12 protein-coding genes are annotated in these 14,824 nt (G+C 74.6%); 2 read left to right on the top strand and 10 right to left on the bottom strand.

The features are described 5' to 3' along the window. Positions 1-530 (bottom strand): EsaB/YukD family protein (locus ACYVDA_RS00005; RefSeq protein ID WP_460813421.1); only part of this gene is annotated, 530 nt, incomplete at its 3' end. Positions 531-711: 181 nt separating this feature from the next. On the opposite strand from ACYVDA_RS00005, the gene eccCa reads away from it, so the two are divergent. Then, positions 712-4,686: a type VII secretion protein EccCa gene (gene eccCa / locus ACYVDA_RS00010; RefSeq protein WP_460813424.1), complete on the top strand. Its 3,975-nt coding sequence runs from the start codon at positions 712-714 to the stop codon at positions 4,684-4,686. Positions 4,687-4,810: 124 nt separating this feature from the next. Further along, positions 4,811-6,310 (top strand): glycoside hydrolase domain-containing protein, encoded by a 1,500-nt coding sequence (locus tag ACYVDA_RS00015; protein WP_460813426.1) that lies wholly within the window; start codon positions 4,811-4,813, stop codon positions 6,308-6,310. A gap of 39 nt (positions 6,311-6,349) precedes the next feature. Here ACYVDA_RS00015 and purQ read toward each other — a convergent pair whose 3' ends face one another. The 9 genes from purQ to ACYVDA_RS00060 form a co-directional block, all read right to left on the bottom strand. Beyond that, positions 6,350-7,018 (bottom strand): phosphoribosylformylglycinamidine synthase subunit PurQ, encoded by a 669-nt coding sequence (gene purQ, locus ACYVDA_RS00020; RefSeq protein WP_460813428.1) that lies wholly within the window; start codon positions 7,016-7,018, stop codon positions 6,350-6,352. After that, positions 7,015-7,260: a phosphoribosylformylglycinamidine synthase subunit PurS gene (gene purS, locus ACYVDA_RS00025; RefSeq protein ID WP_460813431.1), complete on the bottom strand. Its 246-nt coding sequence runs from the start codon at positions 7,258-7,260 to the stop codon at positions 7,015-7,017. The genes purQ and purS overlap by 4 nt, the downstream gene beginning before the upstream one ends. Before the next feature lie 138 nt (positions 7,261-7,398). Next, the gene (locus ACYVDA_RS00030) at positions 7,399-7,980 is read right to left on the bottom strand and encodes a hypothetical protein (protein ID WP_460813433.1); all 582 of its coding nucleotides are present in this window, start codon (positions 7,978-7,980) and stop codon (positions 7,399-7,401) included. Positions 7,981-8,100: 120 nt separating this feature from the next. Beyond that, complete coding sequence (locus ACYVDA_RS00035) at positions 8,101-8,544, bottom strand: SRPBCC family protein (RefSeq protein WP_460813436.1); 444 nt, start codon at positions 8,542-8,544, stop codon at positions 8,101-8,103. Further along, positions 8,544-9,425, bottom strand: coding sequence for a phosphoribosylaminoimidazolesuccinocarboxamide synthase (locus ACYVDA_RS00040; RefSeq protein WP_460813439.1), 882 nt, complete (start codon positions 9,423-9,425; stop codon positions 8,544-8,546). Before ACYVDA_RS00040 ends, ACYVDA_RS00035 begins: the two co-directional genes overlap by 1 nt. A gap of 103 nt (positions 9,426-9,528) precedes the next feature. Next, positions 9,529-9,729 carry a hypothetical protein gene (locus ACYVDA_RS00045; RefSeq protein WP_460813441.1) on the bottom strand — a complete coding sequence of 67 codons (201 nt, stop codon included), beginning with the start codon at positions 9,727-9,729 and terminating at the stop codon, positions 9,529-9,531. Between the two features lie 107 nt (positions 9,730-9,836). Next, complete coding sequence (gene purB, locus ACYVDA_RS00050; protein WP_460813442.1) at positions 9,837-11,285, bottom strand: adenylosuccinate lyase; 1,449 nt, start codon at positions 11,283-11,285, stop codon at positions 9,837-9,839. 55 nt (positions 11,286-11,340) lie between these two features. After that, a complete protein-coding gene (purD, locus tag ACYVDA_RS00055) occupies positions 11,341-12,591 on the bottom strand; it encodes a phosphoribosylamine--glycine ligase (protein ID WP_460813444.1) in 1,251 nt (416 codons plus the stop codon). Between the two features lie 79 nt (positions 12,592-12,670). After that, a complete protein-coding gene (locus tag ACYVDA_RS00060; RefSeq protein WP_460813447.1) occupies positions 12,671-14,761 on the bottom strand; it encodes a family 43 glycosylhydrolase in 2,091 nt (696 codons plus the stop codon). Positions 14,762-14,824 lie beyond the last annotated feature (63 nt).

Here is a 14,824-nt window from a genome sequence, read left to right on the forward strand (position 1 = left end):
CCCGGGGCCACCGGCGCCAGGGCGGGCAGCGCGGCCAGCGCCAGCAGCGCGGCCGCGACGGTCGGCACCAGCCCGTCGGCCTCCGGGGTGCGCGAGGCCAGACCGGCGCCGGCCGCGGCCACCACGGCCAGGGCCGCGGCGGTCACCGACCACCGTCTCCAGCCCGCGGCCCCCGTGGTCCCGGCGGCGTGCGCGACGGTCTCCCCCGCCGGGTCGGAGCCGGTCGGGCCGGGCGCCTCGGCGGTGGGCCACGACGCCAGCAGGACGGTGCCGTGGCGCAGGCCGGCGCGCTCCAGGGGCGCCTGGGGGTCCAGCACCGCCCCCGTCGTACGCCGCAGGGTCGGCGCCGTGGGGGCGCCCAGGGACTCGGCCGCCGAGCTGGCCACGTCGGCCACCTCGGCCCACACCGGCACGACCAGGTCGACCCGGGGACCGCCGTCGGCGAGCACGCTCAGGCGCATGGTGGCGCCGATGATGCCCGCGTGACCGGCGGGCGCTCCCGAACCCCCGAGGGCGTCGGTCGTGGCCATGTCGTTCCCCCCGACTCGGCTGGACAAGGTGCGCGTGGGACGAATCGCTGAGTGTCCCTCATGGGCGCTGTGTACCGAATATCATGCACTGCGCCCACGGGTCACGTGCTCGAAGGCGCAAGTCCGTCCACGGGCTCGATCAGGGGCTCGACCAGGGGTCCGCACAGGGGGAGGCATCCGGGTGTCCACGACGTTGCGCCGCGGTCCGAAGCTCGAGGAGCCGCGGCTCCCCGAGGGCGAGATCGTGCTCCAGCCGCCGCCCGAGCTGGCGCCCCACGAAGGTCTCTCCGGTGCTCTGATGATGGCGCTGCCGATGCTCGGCAGCGTCGGGTCGATCGTGTTCGTGGCCGCGTCGGGGAGCGGCCAGGGGCCCCAGAACTTCATCGCTGCCGGCATGTTCCTGGTCGCCACGCTCGGCTTCGTCTTCGTCAACATCGACCGCCAGCGCAAGCAGCGCGGCACCCAGGTGGCCGGCCAGCGCCGGGAGTACCTCCAGTACCTCTCCACCGTGCGCCGCCAGGTCCGCGCGGCCGCGGACCAGCAGCGCGACTACCTCACCTGGAACCACCCCGAGCCCGACGCCCTGCCGACCCTGGCCGAGGACGGCACCCGCCTGTGGGACCGCACCGGCGAGAGCGACGACCTGATGCACGTCCGCTACGGCCGCACCGCCCAGCCGCTCGCGCTGGACCTCGTGGCCCCGGAGGCGGCACCGGTCGACCAGCTCGACCCGGTCTCGGCCTCCGCGCTGCACCGCCTGCTCGCGGTGCACCGGGTGCAGCCCGACCTGCCCGCCGCCCTGGACCTGCGCGCGTTCGCGACCGTCGAGGTCTGCGGGCCGCGCGACCGGGCCCGTGCCCTGGCCCGGGCGCTGGTCTGCTCGGCCGCCGCGTTCCAGTCCCCCGAGCAGCTGCTCGTCGCGGTGCTGACCTCCGAGGACGACCTCGCCCAGTGGGAGTGGCTCAAGTGGCTCCCCCACGCCCAGTCGCCCACCGAGAGCGACGCGATCGGCCCCGAGCGGATGGTCTGCACCTCGGTCGAGGACGCGATCGCGCTGCTGCCCTCGGACCTCAAGGACCGCCCGCGCTTCGGCAGCGACCAGAACGGCGTGCTGCCCCACGTGCTGCTCGTGCTCGACGGCGGCACCCTGCCGCCGGGCAACCACCTGGTGCCCGCCGAGGGCGTGCACGGCATGACCGTCATCGACCTGCCCCGGCACCCGGCCGAGCTCACCGACCCGGCCACCCTGCGGCTCAGCATCGCCGACGCCGCGATGGGCCGCGGCGTCCCCGTGGTCGCCGAGCGGGCCCGCGAGGGCGGCTTCCGCTGCGTCGGGGACCAGATGGACCTGGCCACCGCCGAGGCCTTCGCCCGCCGGCTCGCCCCGCTCCACGTCGTGGACGGTCCCGTGCGCGACGAGCTCACCGCCAAGGTCCCCGAGATCGGCGACCTGCTGGCGCTCGGCGACGTCACCGAGCTCGACCTCGGCCGCGCGTGGGAGCGACGGCCCGAGCGCGACCGCCTGCGCGTCCCGATCGGGGTGGGCGAGAACGGCGCCCCGATCCACCTCGACATCAAGGAGGCCGCCCAGCAGGGCATGGGCCCGCACGGTCTGGTGATCGGCGCCACCGGCTCGGGCAAGTCGGAGTTCCTCCGCACGCTCGTGCTCGGCCTGGCGATGACGCACTCCCCCGAGACGCTCAACATGGTGCTGGTCGACTTCAAGGGCGGCGCGACCTTCGCCGGGCTCTCCGAGATGCCCCACGTCTCCGCGGTGATCACCAACCTGGAGAACGAGCTCACCCTGGTCGACCGCATGCAGGACGCCCTGTCCGGTGAGATGGTGCGCCGCCAGGAGCTGCTGCGCACGGCCGGCAACTACGCCAGCGTCCGCGACTACGAGAAGGCCCGGCAGTCCGGCGCGCCCCTGGACCCGCTGCCCAGCCTGTTCATCGTGGTCGACGAGTTCTCCGAGATGCTCACCGCCAAGCCCGAGTTCATCGACCTGTTCGTGGCCATCGGCCGCCTGGGTCGCTCGCTGGGCCTGCACCTGCTGCTCGCCTCCCAGCGGCTCGAGGAGGGCCGCCTGCGCGGGCTCGAGAGCCACCTGTCCTACCGGGTCGGCCTGCGCACCTTCAGCGCCGCCGAGTCGCGCACGGTGCTCGGCGTGCCCGACGCCTACGAGCTGCCCTCGGTCCCGGGGCTGGGCTACCTCAAGCCCGACCAGTCCACGCTGCTGCGGTTCAAGGCGGCGTACGTCTCGGGTCCCCCGCCGCGCCGCCGCGGGGCCGGCGCCGGCGGCCTGCGCGCCCGGTCGATCCTGCCCTTCACCCTGGGCCACGTGCTCGCGCCGGCCGAGGACGAGCCCGAGGTGACGGCACCCACGACGCCCGCGCCCTGGAGCTCCGACGCCGAGGACTCGACCCTGGACGTGGCGGTGGCTCAGATGGTCGGCCAGGGCCCCGAGGCCCACAAGGTCTGGCTGCCCCCGCTGGACGCCCCCGACACCCTCGACGCGCTCACCGGCGACCTCGCGGTCGACGAGGCCCTCGGCCTGGTCTCGCGCTCCTGGCACGACCGGCCCGGCCTGCAGATCCCGCTGGGCACCGTCGACCGCCCGCGCGAGCAGCGCCGCGACACCCTGACCGTGGACCTCGCCGGCTCGGGCGGCCACGTCGCCGTGGTCGGTGGTCCCCGCAGCGGCAAGAGCACGCTGATGCGCACGATCATGGCCAGCCTCGCCACCACGCGCTCGCCGCAGGAGGTGCAGTGCTACGTCCTGGACTTCGGCGGCGGCACCTTCACGCCCTTCCTCGACCTGCCGCACTGCAGCGGCGTGGCGACCCGCTCGGAGCCCGACGTCGTCCGCCGGATCGCGGCCGAGGTCACCTCGGTCGTGGACACACGCGAGGCCTACTTCCGCGCCCACGGCATCGACTCGATCGAGACCTACCGCCACCGCCGGGCCCAGGGCCTGGCCGACGACGGGTACGGCGACCTGTTCCTCTTCGTCGACGGCTGGGGCACGCTGCGCTCGGACTTCGACGAGCTCGAGATCTCGCTCCAGGCCCTCGCGCAGCGCGGGCTGACCTTCGGCCTCCACATCGTCGCCGCCGCCCCGCGCTGGGCCGACTTCCGCGCCGCGATCCGCGACGTCCTCGGCACCCGGCTCGAGCTCCGCCTGGGCGAGCCCAGCGACTCCGAGGTGGACCGCCGCGTGGCCGCCCTGGTCCCGACCGGCCGCCCGGGCCGTGGTCTGACCACCTCCAAGCTGCACTTCCTGGCCGCCGTCCCGCGCATCGACGGCGTGCACGACGCCGTCGTCCTGAGCGAGGGCGTGACCGACCTGATCGAGCGCTCGCAGAAGGCGTGGGGCGGCCCGTCCGGCCCCAAGCTGCGACTGCTGCCCGAGCGGATCGCGATCGAGGACGTGCTTGCCCAGGCCGCGCCGACGCCGGAGGACCGTCGGGTGCTCCTGGGCATCGACGAGCGCGCGCTGGCCCCGGTCGGGTTCGACGTCGACACCGAGCCCCACCTCACGGCGTACGGCGACTCGGGCTCGGGCAAGAGCACCCTGCTGCGCACCTACGTCCGCGAGGTGATGCGCACGCGCACCTCCAAGGAGGCGCAGTTCCTGGTCGTGGACTACCGCCGCGGCCTGCTGGGCGAGGTGCCCGAGGACTACCTGCTGGAGTACGTCACCAACGCCGGCCAGGCCGCCCCGATGTTCGAGCAGGTGCGGCAGTACCTCACCAACCGGCTGCCCGGTCCCGACGTCACCGCCGAGCAGCTGCGGCACCGCTCGTGGTGGACCGGCTCGGACCTGTACGTCGTGGTCGACGACTACGACCTGGTCGCCTCCAGCCAGGGCAACCCGCTGGCCCCGCTGATCCCGCTGCTGGCCCAGGCCTCCGACGTGGGCCTCCACCTCGTGGTGGCCCGCCGTGCCGGTGGCGCCTCGCGGTCCTTCGACCAGGTCCTCCAGGCCCTCGGCGACCTGGCGATGCCGGTGATGGTGCTGCCGGGCAGCCCCGACGAGGGCCCGGTCGTGGGCCGCATCCGGCCCAAGAAGGACGTGCCGGGACGCACCCAGCTGAGCACCCGCAACGGCGGCCTCGAGGTCGTCCAGCTGGCCTGGAGCGAACCCGCCCTGTGACGTCGGGCGGGCCCACCTTGGCCCGTAAAGTCCGAATTACACATTTGTAATTCGGACTTTATGCTGATGCTGGTGTGATTCCTGAGGTTAGGGTGACGCAGCCCTCGGACCCCTGGAGTCATCGATGCCCCGCCTGCTCGCCCGCCTGACCACGTCGACCGGCAGCCCCCTGCGCCCCGCGACGACCCGGACGCGGCTGGCCGGCGTGGCCGTCACCGTCGCCTCGCTGGCCCTGTCCGGCACCGTCGGGCTGCTGGCCGGCTCCCCGGCGTACGCCGCGGGGAACCCGGTCACCCCCGGCGCCTTCACCGGGCTCGGCTTCGACCAGTGCAACGCGCCCAGCCAGTCCGCGATGACCGCGTGGCGCAAGGCCTCGCCCTTCCGGGCGGTCGGGATCTACATCTCGGGCAACTCCCGGGCCTGCCGCGCGCAACCCAACCTCACCCCCACGTGGGTCGGCACCCAGCTGGCCGCCGGGTGGCACCTCCTGCCGATCACCCTGGGACCCCAGGTGTCGTGCTCGGCGCGCTTCCCGCGCTACGGCCGCACCGTCGACCCGACCATCGACGCGACCAGCACCGGTGGCTACGCGAACGCCCGCGCCCAGGGCGCAGCCGAGGCGACCAAGGCCGTCTCCGCGGCCTCGGGCCTCGGGATCGTCCGCGGCAGCACCCTCTTCTACGACCTCGAGGGCTGGAGCTCGACCTCGACCAGCGCCTGCACCCGCTCGGCCCTGCAGTTCCTCTCCGGCTGGACGACCTCGCTGCACCGCTCGGGCTACGCCTCCGGCGTCTACTCCAGCGGCTCCTCGGGCATCCGGTTCCTCGACGACGCCCGGGTCACCCCCGGCAGCGGCGTCGTGCAGCCCGACCAGCTGTGGACCGCGGAGTGGAACGGCACGGCGAGCGTGCGGTCGGCGTACCTGCGCAGCGACGGGTGGATGCCGTCCAGGCGCCTGCACCAGTTCCGCGGGGGCCACGACGAGACCTGGGGCGGGGTGCGGATCAACATCGACAGCAACTACCTCCAGCTGAGCACCCCGACGATCCCTGGCGCGCCGGCTCCCACGCCCACCCCGACCCCCACCCCGACGCCCAGCCCGGTCCAGTCGACGCCGACGGCCCCGGCGAGCGGGCCGGCCTACACGGGGTCGAGCATGAGCGACCCCCGGTGCAGCCCGAGCACGATCAACCGGACGGCGTACGCCGCGACCGGCACCGCCGGCGGGCCGACCACGGTGCCGCTCCAGTGCCTGCTCAAGCAGCAGCACCTCTACCCCTACGCCGTCACCGGCACCTGGAACGCGCAGACCACCACCGCGATCAAGGCGTGGCAGAAGCGCGTGGGGCACCGGCAGCAGGCCCGGGCGACGGCGCGTGACCTGGTCAGCCTGTTCACGGCCGGGACCAGCCGGTCCGTGCTGCGCCGCGGGGTGCACTCCGCCGACGTGACCCGTGTCCAGCGGGCGCTCAACGCCGCCGGCACGCCGCACCTGACCGTGACCGGCACCTACAACAGGGCGACGGCGCTCGCCGTGGGCGCCTACCAGGGCCGCGTGGGGCTCTCGGCCACCCGCGTGGTCGGCTCGACGACCTGGACCGCGCTGCTCGCCGGTCGCCGCTGAGCGTCCGGCCCTCGACCGGGGACGACGTCCCCGGTCGGGTCAGGCGGACTGGAGCGAGGCCACGACCGAGGTGAAGAAGCCGAGGCCGTCGGTGCCGGGCCCGCACAGGTCCTCGACCGCGTGCTCGGGGTGCGGCATCAGGCCGACCACGTTGCCGGCCGCGTTGCGCACGCCGGCGATGGCGCGCTGGGAGCCGTTGGGGTTGCCGACGTAGCGGGCCACGACCTGCCCCTCGCCCTCGAGGCGGTCCAGGGTGTCGAGGTCGGCGACGTAGGAGCCCTCGCCGTTCTTGAGCACGATGGTCACCTCCTCGCCCTCGGAGTACGCCGAGGTCCAGGCGGTCGTCGTGCTCTCGATGCGGACCACCTGGTCCAGGCAGCCGAACTTGCGGTGGTCGTTGCGGATCAGCGCGCCCGGCAGCAGGTGGGACTCGCACAGGATCTGGAAGCCGTTGCAGATGCCGAGCACCGGCATGCCGCCCTGGGCCGCCGCGATCACCTCGGTCATCACAGGCGCGAACCGGGCAATCGCCCCGCAGCGCAGGTAGTCGCCGTAGGAGAAGCCGCCGGGCAGCACGACCGCGTCCACGCCCTTGAGGTCGTGGTCGCCGTGCCACAGCGCGACCGCCTCGGCCCCGCCGAGCCGCACCGCGCGCCGGGCGTCGACGTCGTCGAGGGAGCCGGGGAAGGTGACGACACCGACCTTCACGACAGCACCCGCACGGCGTAGTCCTCGATCACGGGGTTGGACAGCAGCGTGGCGGCCATCTCGTGCACCTGGGCGAGCCGCTCGTCGGTGGCCTCGCCCTCGATCTCGAGCTCGAAGCGCTTGCCCTGACGGACCTCGCTGACCCCGGTGAAGCCCAGGCGCGGGAGGGCGCCCTGGACGGCCTTGCCCTGGGGGTCGAGGATCTCGGGCTTGGGCATGACGTCGACGACGACTCGGGCCACGGGGTGCCCCTCTCATTGCTGGGCTCACGACGGAGGGGCCAGCCTATCGGCGTACGGCGTGGGGAGCCGCACCGGAGCGGGGCCCCGAGCGCGGGGGGAGACGCTCGAGGCCCCACGGACCCGGGGAGGGCGTCCGGGTCAGGCGGCGGGGGTCGTCGGCGCGGCGCCGGGACCGTCACCGTCGTGGTCACCGTGACCACCGCGGCCGCCGGTGGGGCCGGTCGGCATGGTCTGGGTGCCGGTCACGGTGAAGTCCTTGCCGACCTGGACGATCGTGGGCTTCCCCGAGAGCAGCACGTGGGCCTCGTAGACGCCGTCGGAGTCGGTCTCGAGGCGCTGGATCGTGGCGGAGGGGTACTTCGCCTTCACGGCCGCCAGCACCTTGGCCCTCGTCGTCCCGGTGAGGGCCTTCTCGGTGCCGTGGGGGCCGCCCGCCCGGTCGCCGCGGTGCCCGCCGGGGCCCTCGCCGGAATAGCCGCCGGCGCCGTAGGACCCCGACGCGGTCTTGTCCTCGGCCGAGGCGGAGGAGGCGAGCGTGCCCGCCAGGATCCCACCCGCGGCGAGGCCGACGGCACCGACGCCGACGGCGGTCACCACCCGACGGGTGCGGTTGCCCCCGGGCCGGGAGTCGGCGGTGGCCGGCTGGGGGGCGACGGGCTGGTGGGGCAGCGAGGGGGAGGTCGGGGACTGGTCGGCCGGGGTCGGGTCGTGCTCGTTCACTGGTCTCTCCTCTGGGGTGGGTTCGCCCGACGTCGTCGTCGGACACCCGTCCCACGGTGCTGCCGGCCCCTGGCGGGGCCGTGTGGCGCACCTGTCAGGAGGCTGGGAGCGCCTGTGAGGTCAGGCGGTGCCGGCCGCCCGGTCGGCGAGCAGCCGGCCGGCGCGCGCGAGGTCCGAGCGCACGGCGAACAGCCCCGCGCCGGTCGAGAGCCAGCCGATCGGCCGCAGCAGGCCCCGTCCGCGCACCTCGAAGGCCACGTCGAGGCGGGTGCTGCGCCCGTCGGGACCGTGCGGCGCGAAGGTCAGCGTGAGGTCGGCGGACACCCCGCGCCACCGACCGGTCTCCGCCCACCGGGTGGGGGCCTCGAGGGCGGTCGTCTCCATCTGCGGGACGATGCCGGCGGCCGTGCGGTCCAGCCACCGCTGGCCGACGTGGGGCGCCCCGGCGTCGAGCACGTCGACGGCCTTGAGCGAGGACTGCCACTCCGGCCGGTTGACCGGGTCGGAGAGGTAGGCGAAGGCCACCTCGGGGGTCACGTCGTAGGTCAGGGAGGTGCGCAGCATCAGAACCGCTCCCCCGTCAGCAGCTCGTAGGCCTCGACGTAGCGGGCGCGGGTGCGCTCGACGACCTCGGGCGGCAGCGGCGGCGGCGCCTGGCCGGAGGTGCGGTCCCACCCGCTCTCGGCCGAGGTCAGCCAGTTGCGCACGATCTGCTTGTCGTACGACGGCTGGGTGCGGCCCGGCTCCCACTCCGCCGCGGACCAGTAGCGGCTCGAGTCCGGGGTGAGCACCTCGTCGCCCAGCACGGTGACGCCCGACCCCGCGCGCGACCCGAACTCCAGCTTGGTGTCGGCCAGGATCAGGCCCGCCTCGCGCGCCACCTCGTCGGCGCGGGCGTAGACCCGCAGGGTCAGGTCGCGCAGCTCGGCCGCGGCGTCGTCGCCGATGTCGCCGGCGACCGCCTCGTAGGAGACGTTCTCGTCGTGGTCGCCCAGCGCGGCCTTGGTGGCCGGGGTGAAGACCGGCTCGGGCAGGCGGCTGCCGTCGACCAGGCCGCGGGGCAGCGGCACCCCGCACACCTCGCCGGTGGCCTGGTAGTCCAGGAGCCCGGAGCCGGTCAGGTAGCCGCGGGCGACGCACTCCACGGGGTACATCGCGAGCTCCTCGCAGACCACCGCGCGGCCGCGCACCGAGTCGGGCACGTCGGTGGACACGACGTGGTGCGGCACGAGGTCGGCGAGCCGGTCGAACCACCACAGGGACATCCGGGTGAGGATCTCGCCCTTGTCGGGGATGGTCGAGGCGAGCACGAAGTCGTACGCCGAGATCCGGTCGCTGGCCACCATCAGCAGGGGGCCGTCGGCGAGCCGGTAGAGGTCGCGCACCTTGCCGGAGTGCAGGTGCGTGGCGCCCTCGACGGGCGGGGCGTCGGGGATGTTGTCCACGGCCCAGAGCCTAGTCGGGGCCGGACGGGGCCGGACGCGACCGTGGGGTGCACCGGTGTCGCCACCGGTGCACCCCACGGACGTCAGACCAGGGAAGGCACCCTCAGAGGATCGCCTTGTTCGAGACCAGGATCGCCTTGTTCGGGCTGGTCTTCAGGATGGCGGCGTTCTTCAGGATGGCCTTGCCGTCCTTGGTGTTGTGGCCGCCGGCCTGGGCGAGGCTCCCCGCCATGGGCGCGGAGACGGCGAGTCCGACGGTCACGACGAGAAGTGCAGCGCGGCCGATACGGTTCTTGGCGTTCATCAGGGTTTCCCTCCCCCAGGTCCGGACCCCGGTGGTCCGGCTCGTGGATCTCACCCTAGGACGCAGAATCCTGTTTGGGGGCAAAACGGACAGATTCTTGAATCTTGTCAGAGGATCTCGCCCGGGGCGTACGCCGCGCCGACGGGATCGGACTCGAGCACCCGCTCCACCCGGCGCACGACGGCAGCGACCTGGTCGCGCGCGGCTCCGGTGAACTCCACCGGGTCGGCGACCAGGGCCTCGATCTGGGGGCGGGTCAGCCCCAGGCGCGCGTCGGCCGCCAGGCGGGCGAACAGGTCGTTCTCGGTGCGTCCCTGGCGCATCTCCAGCGCGACCGCGACGGCGTGCTCCTTGATCGCCTCGTGCGCCGCCTCGCGCCCCACGCCGTTGCGCACGGCCGTCATCAGGACCTTGGTCGTGGTCAGGAAGGGCAGGTAGCGGTCCAGCTCGCGCTGCACCACCGCCGGGAACACCCCGAACTCGTCGAGCACGGTCAGGAAGGTCTGGAACAGCCCGTCGGTGGCGAAGAACGCGTCCGGCAGGGCCACACGGCGTACGACGGAGCAGGAGACGTCGCCCTCGTTCCACTGGTCGCCGGCGAGCTCGCCGACCATGGAGAGCTGGCCGCGCAGCACGACCGCGAGACCGTTGACCCGCTCGCAGGAGCGGGTGTTCATCTTGTGGGGCATCGCCGAGGAGCCGACCTGCCCCGCCTTGAAGCCCTCGGTGACCAGCTCGATGCCGGCCATCAGCCGGATCGTCGTGGCCAGGTTGGAGGGCCCGGCGACCGCCTGCACCAGCGCGGAGACGACGTCGAAGTCCAGCGAGCGCGGGTAGACCTGACCGACGCTGGTCAGCACCCGGGCGAACCCCAGGTGCGAGGCCACCCGCTCCTCGAGGTCGGCGAGGTCGGCGGTGGACCCCTCGAGCAGGTCGAGCATGTCCTGGGAGGTGCCCATCGGGCCCTTGATGCCGCGCAGCGGGTAGCGCACCAGCAGGTCGTCGACCCGCTCCAGCGCGACCAGCATCTCGTCGGCGACCGTGGCGAAGCGCTTGCCCATCGTGGTGGCCTGGGCCGCGACGTTGTGGGACCGACCGGCCATCACCAGCTCGGCGTGCTCCGAGGCCAGCCGCCCCAGGCGGGCCAGCGCGGCCACCATCCGCTGACGCACCAGCACCAGCGAGGCCCGCACCTGGAGCTGCTCGACGTTCTCGGTCAGGTCGCGCGAGGTCATGCCCTTGTGGACGTGCTCGTGGCCGGCGAGCGCGCAGAACTCCTCGATCCGCGCCTTGACGTCGTGCCGGGTGACTCGCTCGCGCGCCGCGATGCTGGCCAGGTCGACCTGGTCCACGACCGCCTCGTAGTCCTCGACCACGCCGTCCGGCACGTCGACGCCCAGGTCCTTCTGCGCCCGCAGCACCGCGATCCACAGCTGCCGCTCGAGCACGATCTTGTGCTCGGGGGACCAGATCTGCGCCAGGTCGGCGGCGGCGTACCGGGTGGCCAGCACGTTCGGGACAGCGGGACGGGTGGGGCCGGTGGTGGGGTCGCTCACGGGGTGGATCCTCCCACGCCGCGGGTGGGGGCGACCTCGGCGCCGCTCAGGCCGCTCAGGCCCCCACGTCACCCCGGGCGGCGATGTCGGTGCGCCACTGGGCCCCGGGGAACGAGATGGCGGCGACCCCGGCGTAGGCCTGGGCGCGGGCGGCGGCGAGGTCCCCGCCCACGGCGGTGACCGCGAGGACCCGACCGCCGGCGGTGACCAGGTCGCCGTCGACGAGGTCGGTGCCGGCGTGGATCACGTCGACGCCCTCGGGCACGTCGCCGGTGCCGGTGATCACGTCACCGGAGCGCGAGCTCTCGGGGTAGCCCGCGCTGGCCATCACCACGGCCACCGCGGCGCCGCTCTTCCACCGCGGCGGGTCCACCCGGTCCAGCGTGCCGTCGGCGGCGGCCTTGAGCAGGACCCCCAGGGGCGAGTCGAGCAGGGCCACCAGGGCCTGGGTCTCGGGGTCGCCGAACCGGGCGTTGAACTCCACGACCCGCAGGCCGCGCGAGGTCAGCGCGAGGCCGGCGTACAGCAGCCCGGAGAAGGTCGCGCCGCGGCGCTCCATCTCCGCCACGGTCGGCTCCAGGACGCGCTCCTGCACCTGGGCGACCAGCTCGGGCGGGGCCCACGGCAGCGGGGTGTAGGCCCCCATCCCGCCGGTGTTGGGGCCCTGGTCGTCGTCGCCGATGCGCTTGAAGTCCTGCGCCGGCTGGAGCGGGTAGACCGTGCGGCCGTCGGTGATCGCGAACAGCGACACCTCGGGGCCGTCGAGGAACTCCTCGACCACCACCCGGTCGCAGCGGGCCGCGTGGGCGGCGGCGGTCTCGCGGTCCTCGGTGACGACGACGCCCTTGCCCGCGGCGAGACCGTCGGCCTTGACGACGTACGGCGGGCCGAACGCGTCGAGGGCGGCCTCCACCTCCTCGGCGGTCGTGCAGACGTGCGCCATCGCGGTCGGCACGCCGGCGGCGGCCATCACGTCCTTGGCGAAGGCCTTGGAGCCCTCGAGCTCGGCCGCGGCCCGCGACGGCCCGAAGCAGCTGATGCCCCGGTCCCGCACGGCGTCGGCGACCCCTGCGACCAGCGGCGCCTCGGGACCGACCACGACGAGGTCGACCCCGAGCGAGACGGCCAGGTCGGCGACGGCCGCCCCGTCGACCGGGTCGACGGCGTGGCGCCCGACCACGCCGGGCACCTCGACCATGCCGGGGTTGCCGGGCGCGACGTGCACCTCGGTGACCTCCGGGTCGCGGGTGAGGGCGAGCGCGAGGGCGTGCTCACGGCCGCCGGTGCCGATGACGAGGGTCTTCACGGACGCGGATCCTATCCGGCCCGGCGCTCCCCGACCGGGGCCGCTCCGGGCCCCGGGCCCGTGGGGCCCGGCGGACGCCTCAGCGCGGCAGGGACCAGACGCGGACGTGGTCGAAGGTCGCGGTGAACCCCTCGCCGCCCCCGGCCGACAGACCGATCCGGGCGTTCCTCAGGTCGTCGGCCTGCCACGTCGAGCCGCGCACCCAGGTGACGCCGTCGCGGCTGCTCCAGGCCCGGAACACCGTGGTGGACCCCACCGTGGTCCGCACCAGCCGCAGCCAGGTGACACGCCCGGCCGGTCCGACGTAGGTGACGCCCACGCGGCCCGGCGCGGAGGCCACCTCGCGCACGAAGGAGACCTGCCGGGTGTCGGCCGAGGTGTTGTGCACCAGCTTGAGGAAGTGGTCGTCGTCGCCGAGGACGACCAGGCCGGCCTGGGTGGCCCCGAAGCAGCACCCGGTCGCGGGCAGGTCGAGGTCGACCTTCGTCTCCACCACGAAGTCGCCGGCCGGTGCGTCCTCGAGGAGGACCGGGGCGGTGTTGGTGTCGGCGTACAGGCTGTCGGCGTGGGTGCGCCACCGCAGCGCGCCGCCCGACACCACGGCGTCGCCGGGTGCCGGCTCCCGGATCCACGACCAGCGCGGGTCGAGCCCGGTCGCGGCCACCGCGCCGGCGGCGGTGGTGGGCGACGCGGTGTCCGTCGGCGACGCGGTGTCCGTCGGCGACGCCGGGTCCGTGGGTGACGCCGGGTCCGTCGGGGTCGGGGTGGACGTCGGGGTCGGGGTGGGAGTCGGGGTCGGGGTGGGGGCGGGCGTCGTCGGGGTGCCGTCGAACTCGTCGGAGCGCGCCGGGTCGGGGCGACCCAGGTCGGCGGGGAAGTCGGGCGCCACCGGCGAGGGGCGGTACGCCGACCGCTGGCCCGCCTGGGCCGCGGGGACCGGCACCGGCCCGTCGGAGGGGCCGCGGCCCGCGCGCACCGAGGGCCATCCGCCGCTCCAGTCGACCGGGTCCAGCATCGCCGGGCGTCGCGTCGTGGTGCCGCCGGCCAGGTAGGGCCGGCGCAGGTCGACGGCGTGGTACATCACCCACCACTGCCCGCCGCGGTCGACGAACATCGAGGTGTGGCCGGGCCCGACCCAGCGGTTGCCGGTCGCGGAGACCACCGGCGTCCCGCCCGTGCGGCTGGCGGTCAGGGCCACGCCGGTGCGGTCCAGGAAGGGACCGTAGGGGCTGCGCGAGCGACCCGCGAAGACCGAGTAGCCCGAGCGGGCGCCGTTGCAGCAGTCTCCGGCCGAGACGGTGAGGACGTAGTAGCCGTCGTGGCGCACGACGTCGGGGGCCTCGTAGCGGCGCCCCGCGGTGACGACGCGGACCCGCCCGGTGGTGCGCATCCCGGTGCGGGTCAGCGCGACCGGGACGGCCTTGACCCCGCCGCCGAAGCTGCCGAAGTAGAGCACCGGGCCGGTGCTCCCGGAAGCCTCGAGGAGGTCGGGGTCGATGGTGTCGGCGAAGGAGCAGCCCGCCCCCGTGCGGACCGGCGCCACGACCGGGGTGGGGCTGGGGGTCCAGGGACCGGTCGGACGGGTGCTCACCGCCGCCCCGATCGCGCGGTCGGTGCGGCACCCGGGCTGGTGGCTGATCCGGTCGGCGACGTCGGTGACCGCGAAGGTGAGGACGTAGCGCCGCAGCGTCGCCGACCACGTGACGTCAGGCGCCCACAGGGAGGCCCCGGGGGCGGCCCAGGACGGGCGCGCGGAGGCGGCCGAGCCGACCAGGCGCCAGTGCACCAGGTCCTCGCTGCGCATCGTCGGCAGCGTGGTGGAGCGACGCGGTGACGCCGTGGAGTCGGCGTCGTCGAGGGGGTCGGAGGTGCAGATCATGAACCACGAGCGGGCGTAGCTGCCGGCGCCGCGGAAGACGGTGGGGTCCGGGCAGTTCTCCACGCGCCGGGCGCCGTTGGTCGGCAGCACCGGGTTGACGTACGTCGCCCCGGTCGCCGCGCGGGCGGTCGGGGCCAGGCCCGTCGGGGCCGCGGCCGCGAGCAGCACGGGCAGCAGGCCGAGGACCAGCCCGGCCACGAGGGCCGGGACCAGACGTCGTGCCCGGGGCGCGCCGGAGCGCCTGCCGGTCGTGCTCGTGGTGCTGCTGGTCGCGCGGGCCCGAGCCTGCATCAGGTCCCCCGTCCGGTCGCACCCTGCGCCGGACCCTAGGCCACGGACGACCGGGTTGTCTGC

Source organism: Nocardioides korecus (genome assembly GCF_054778395.1).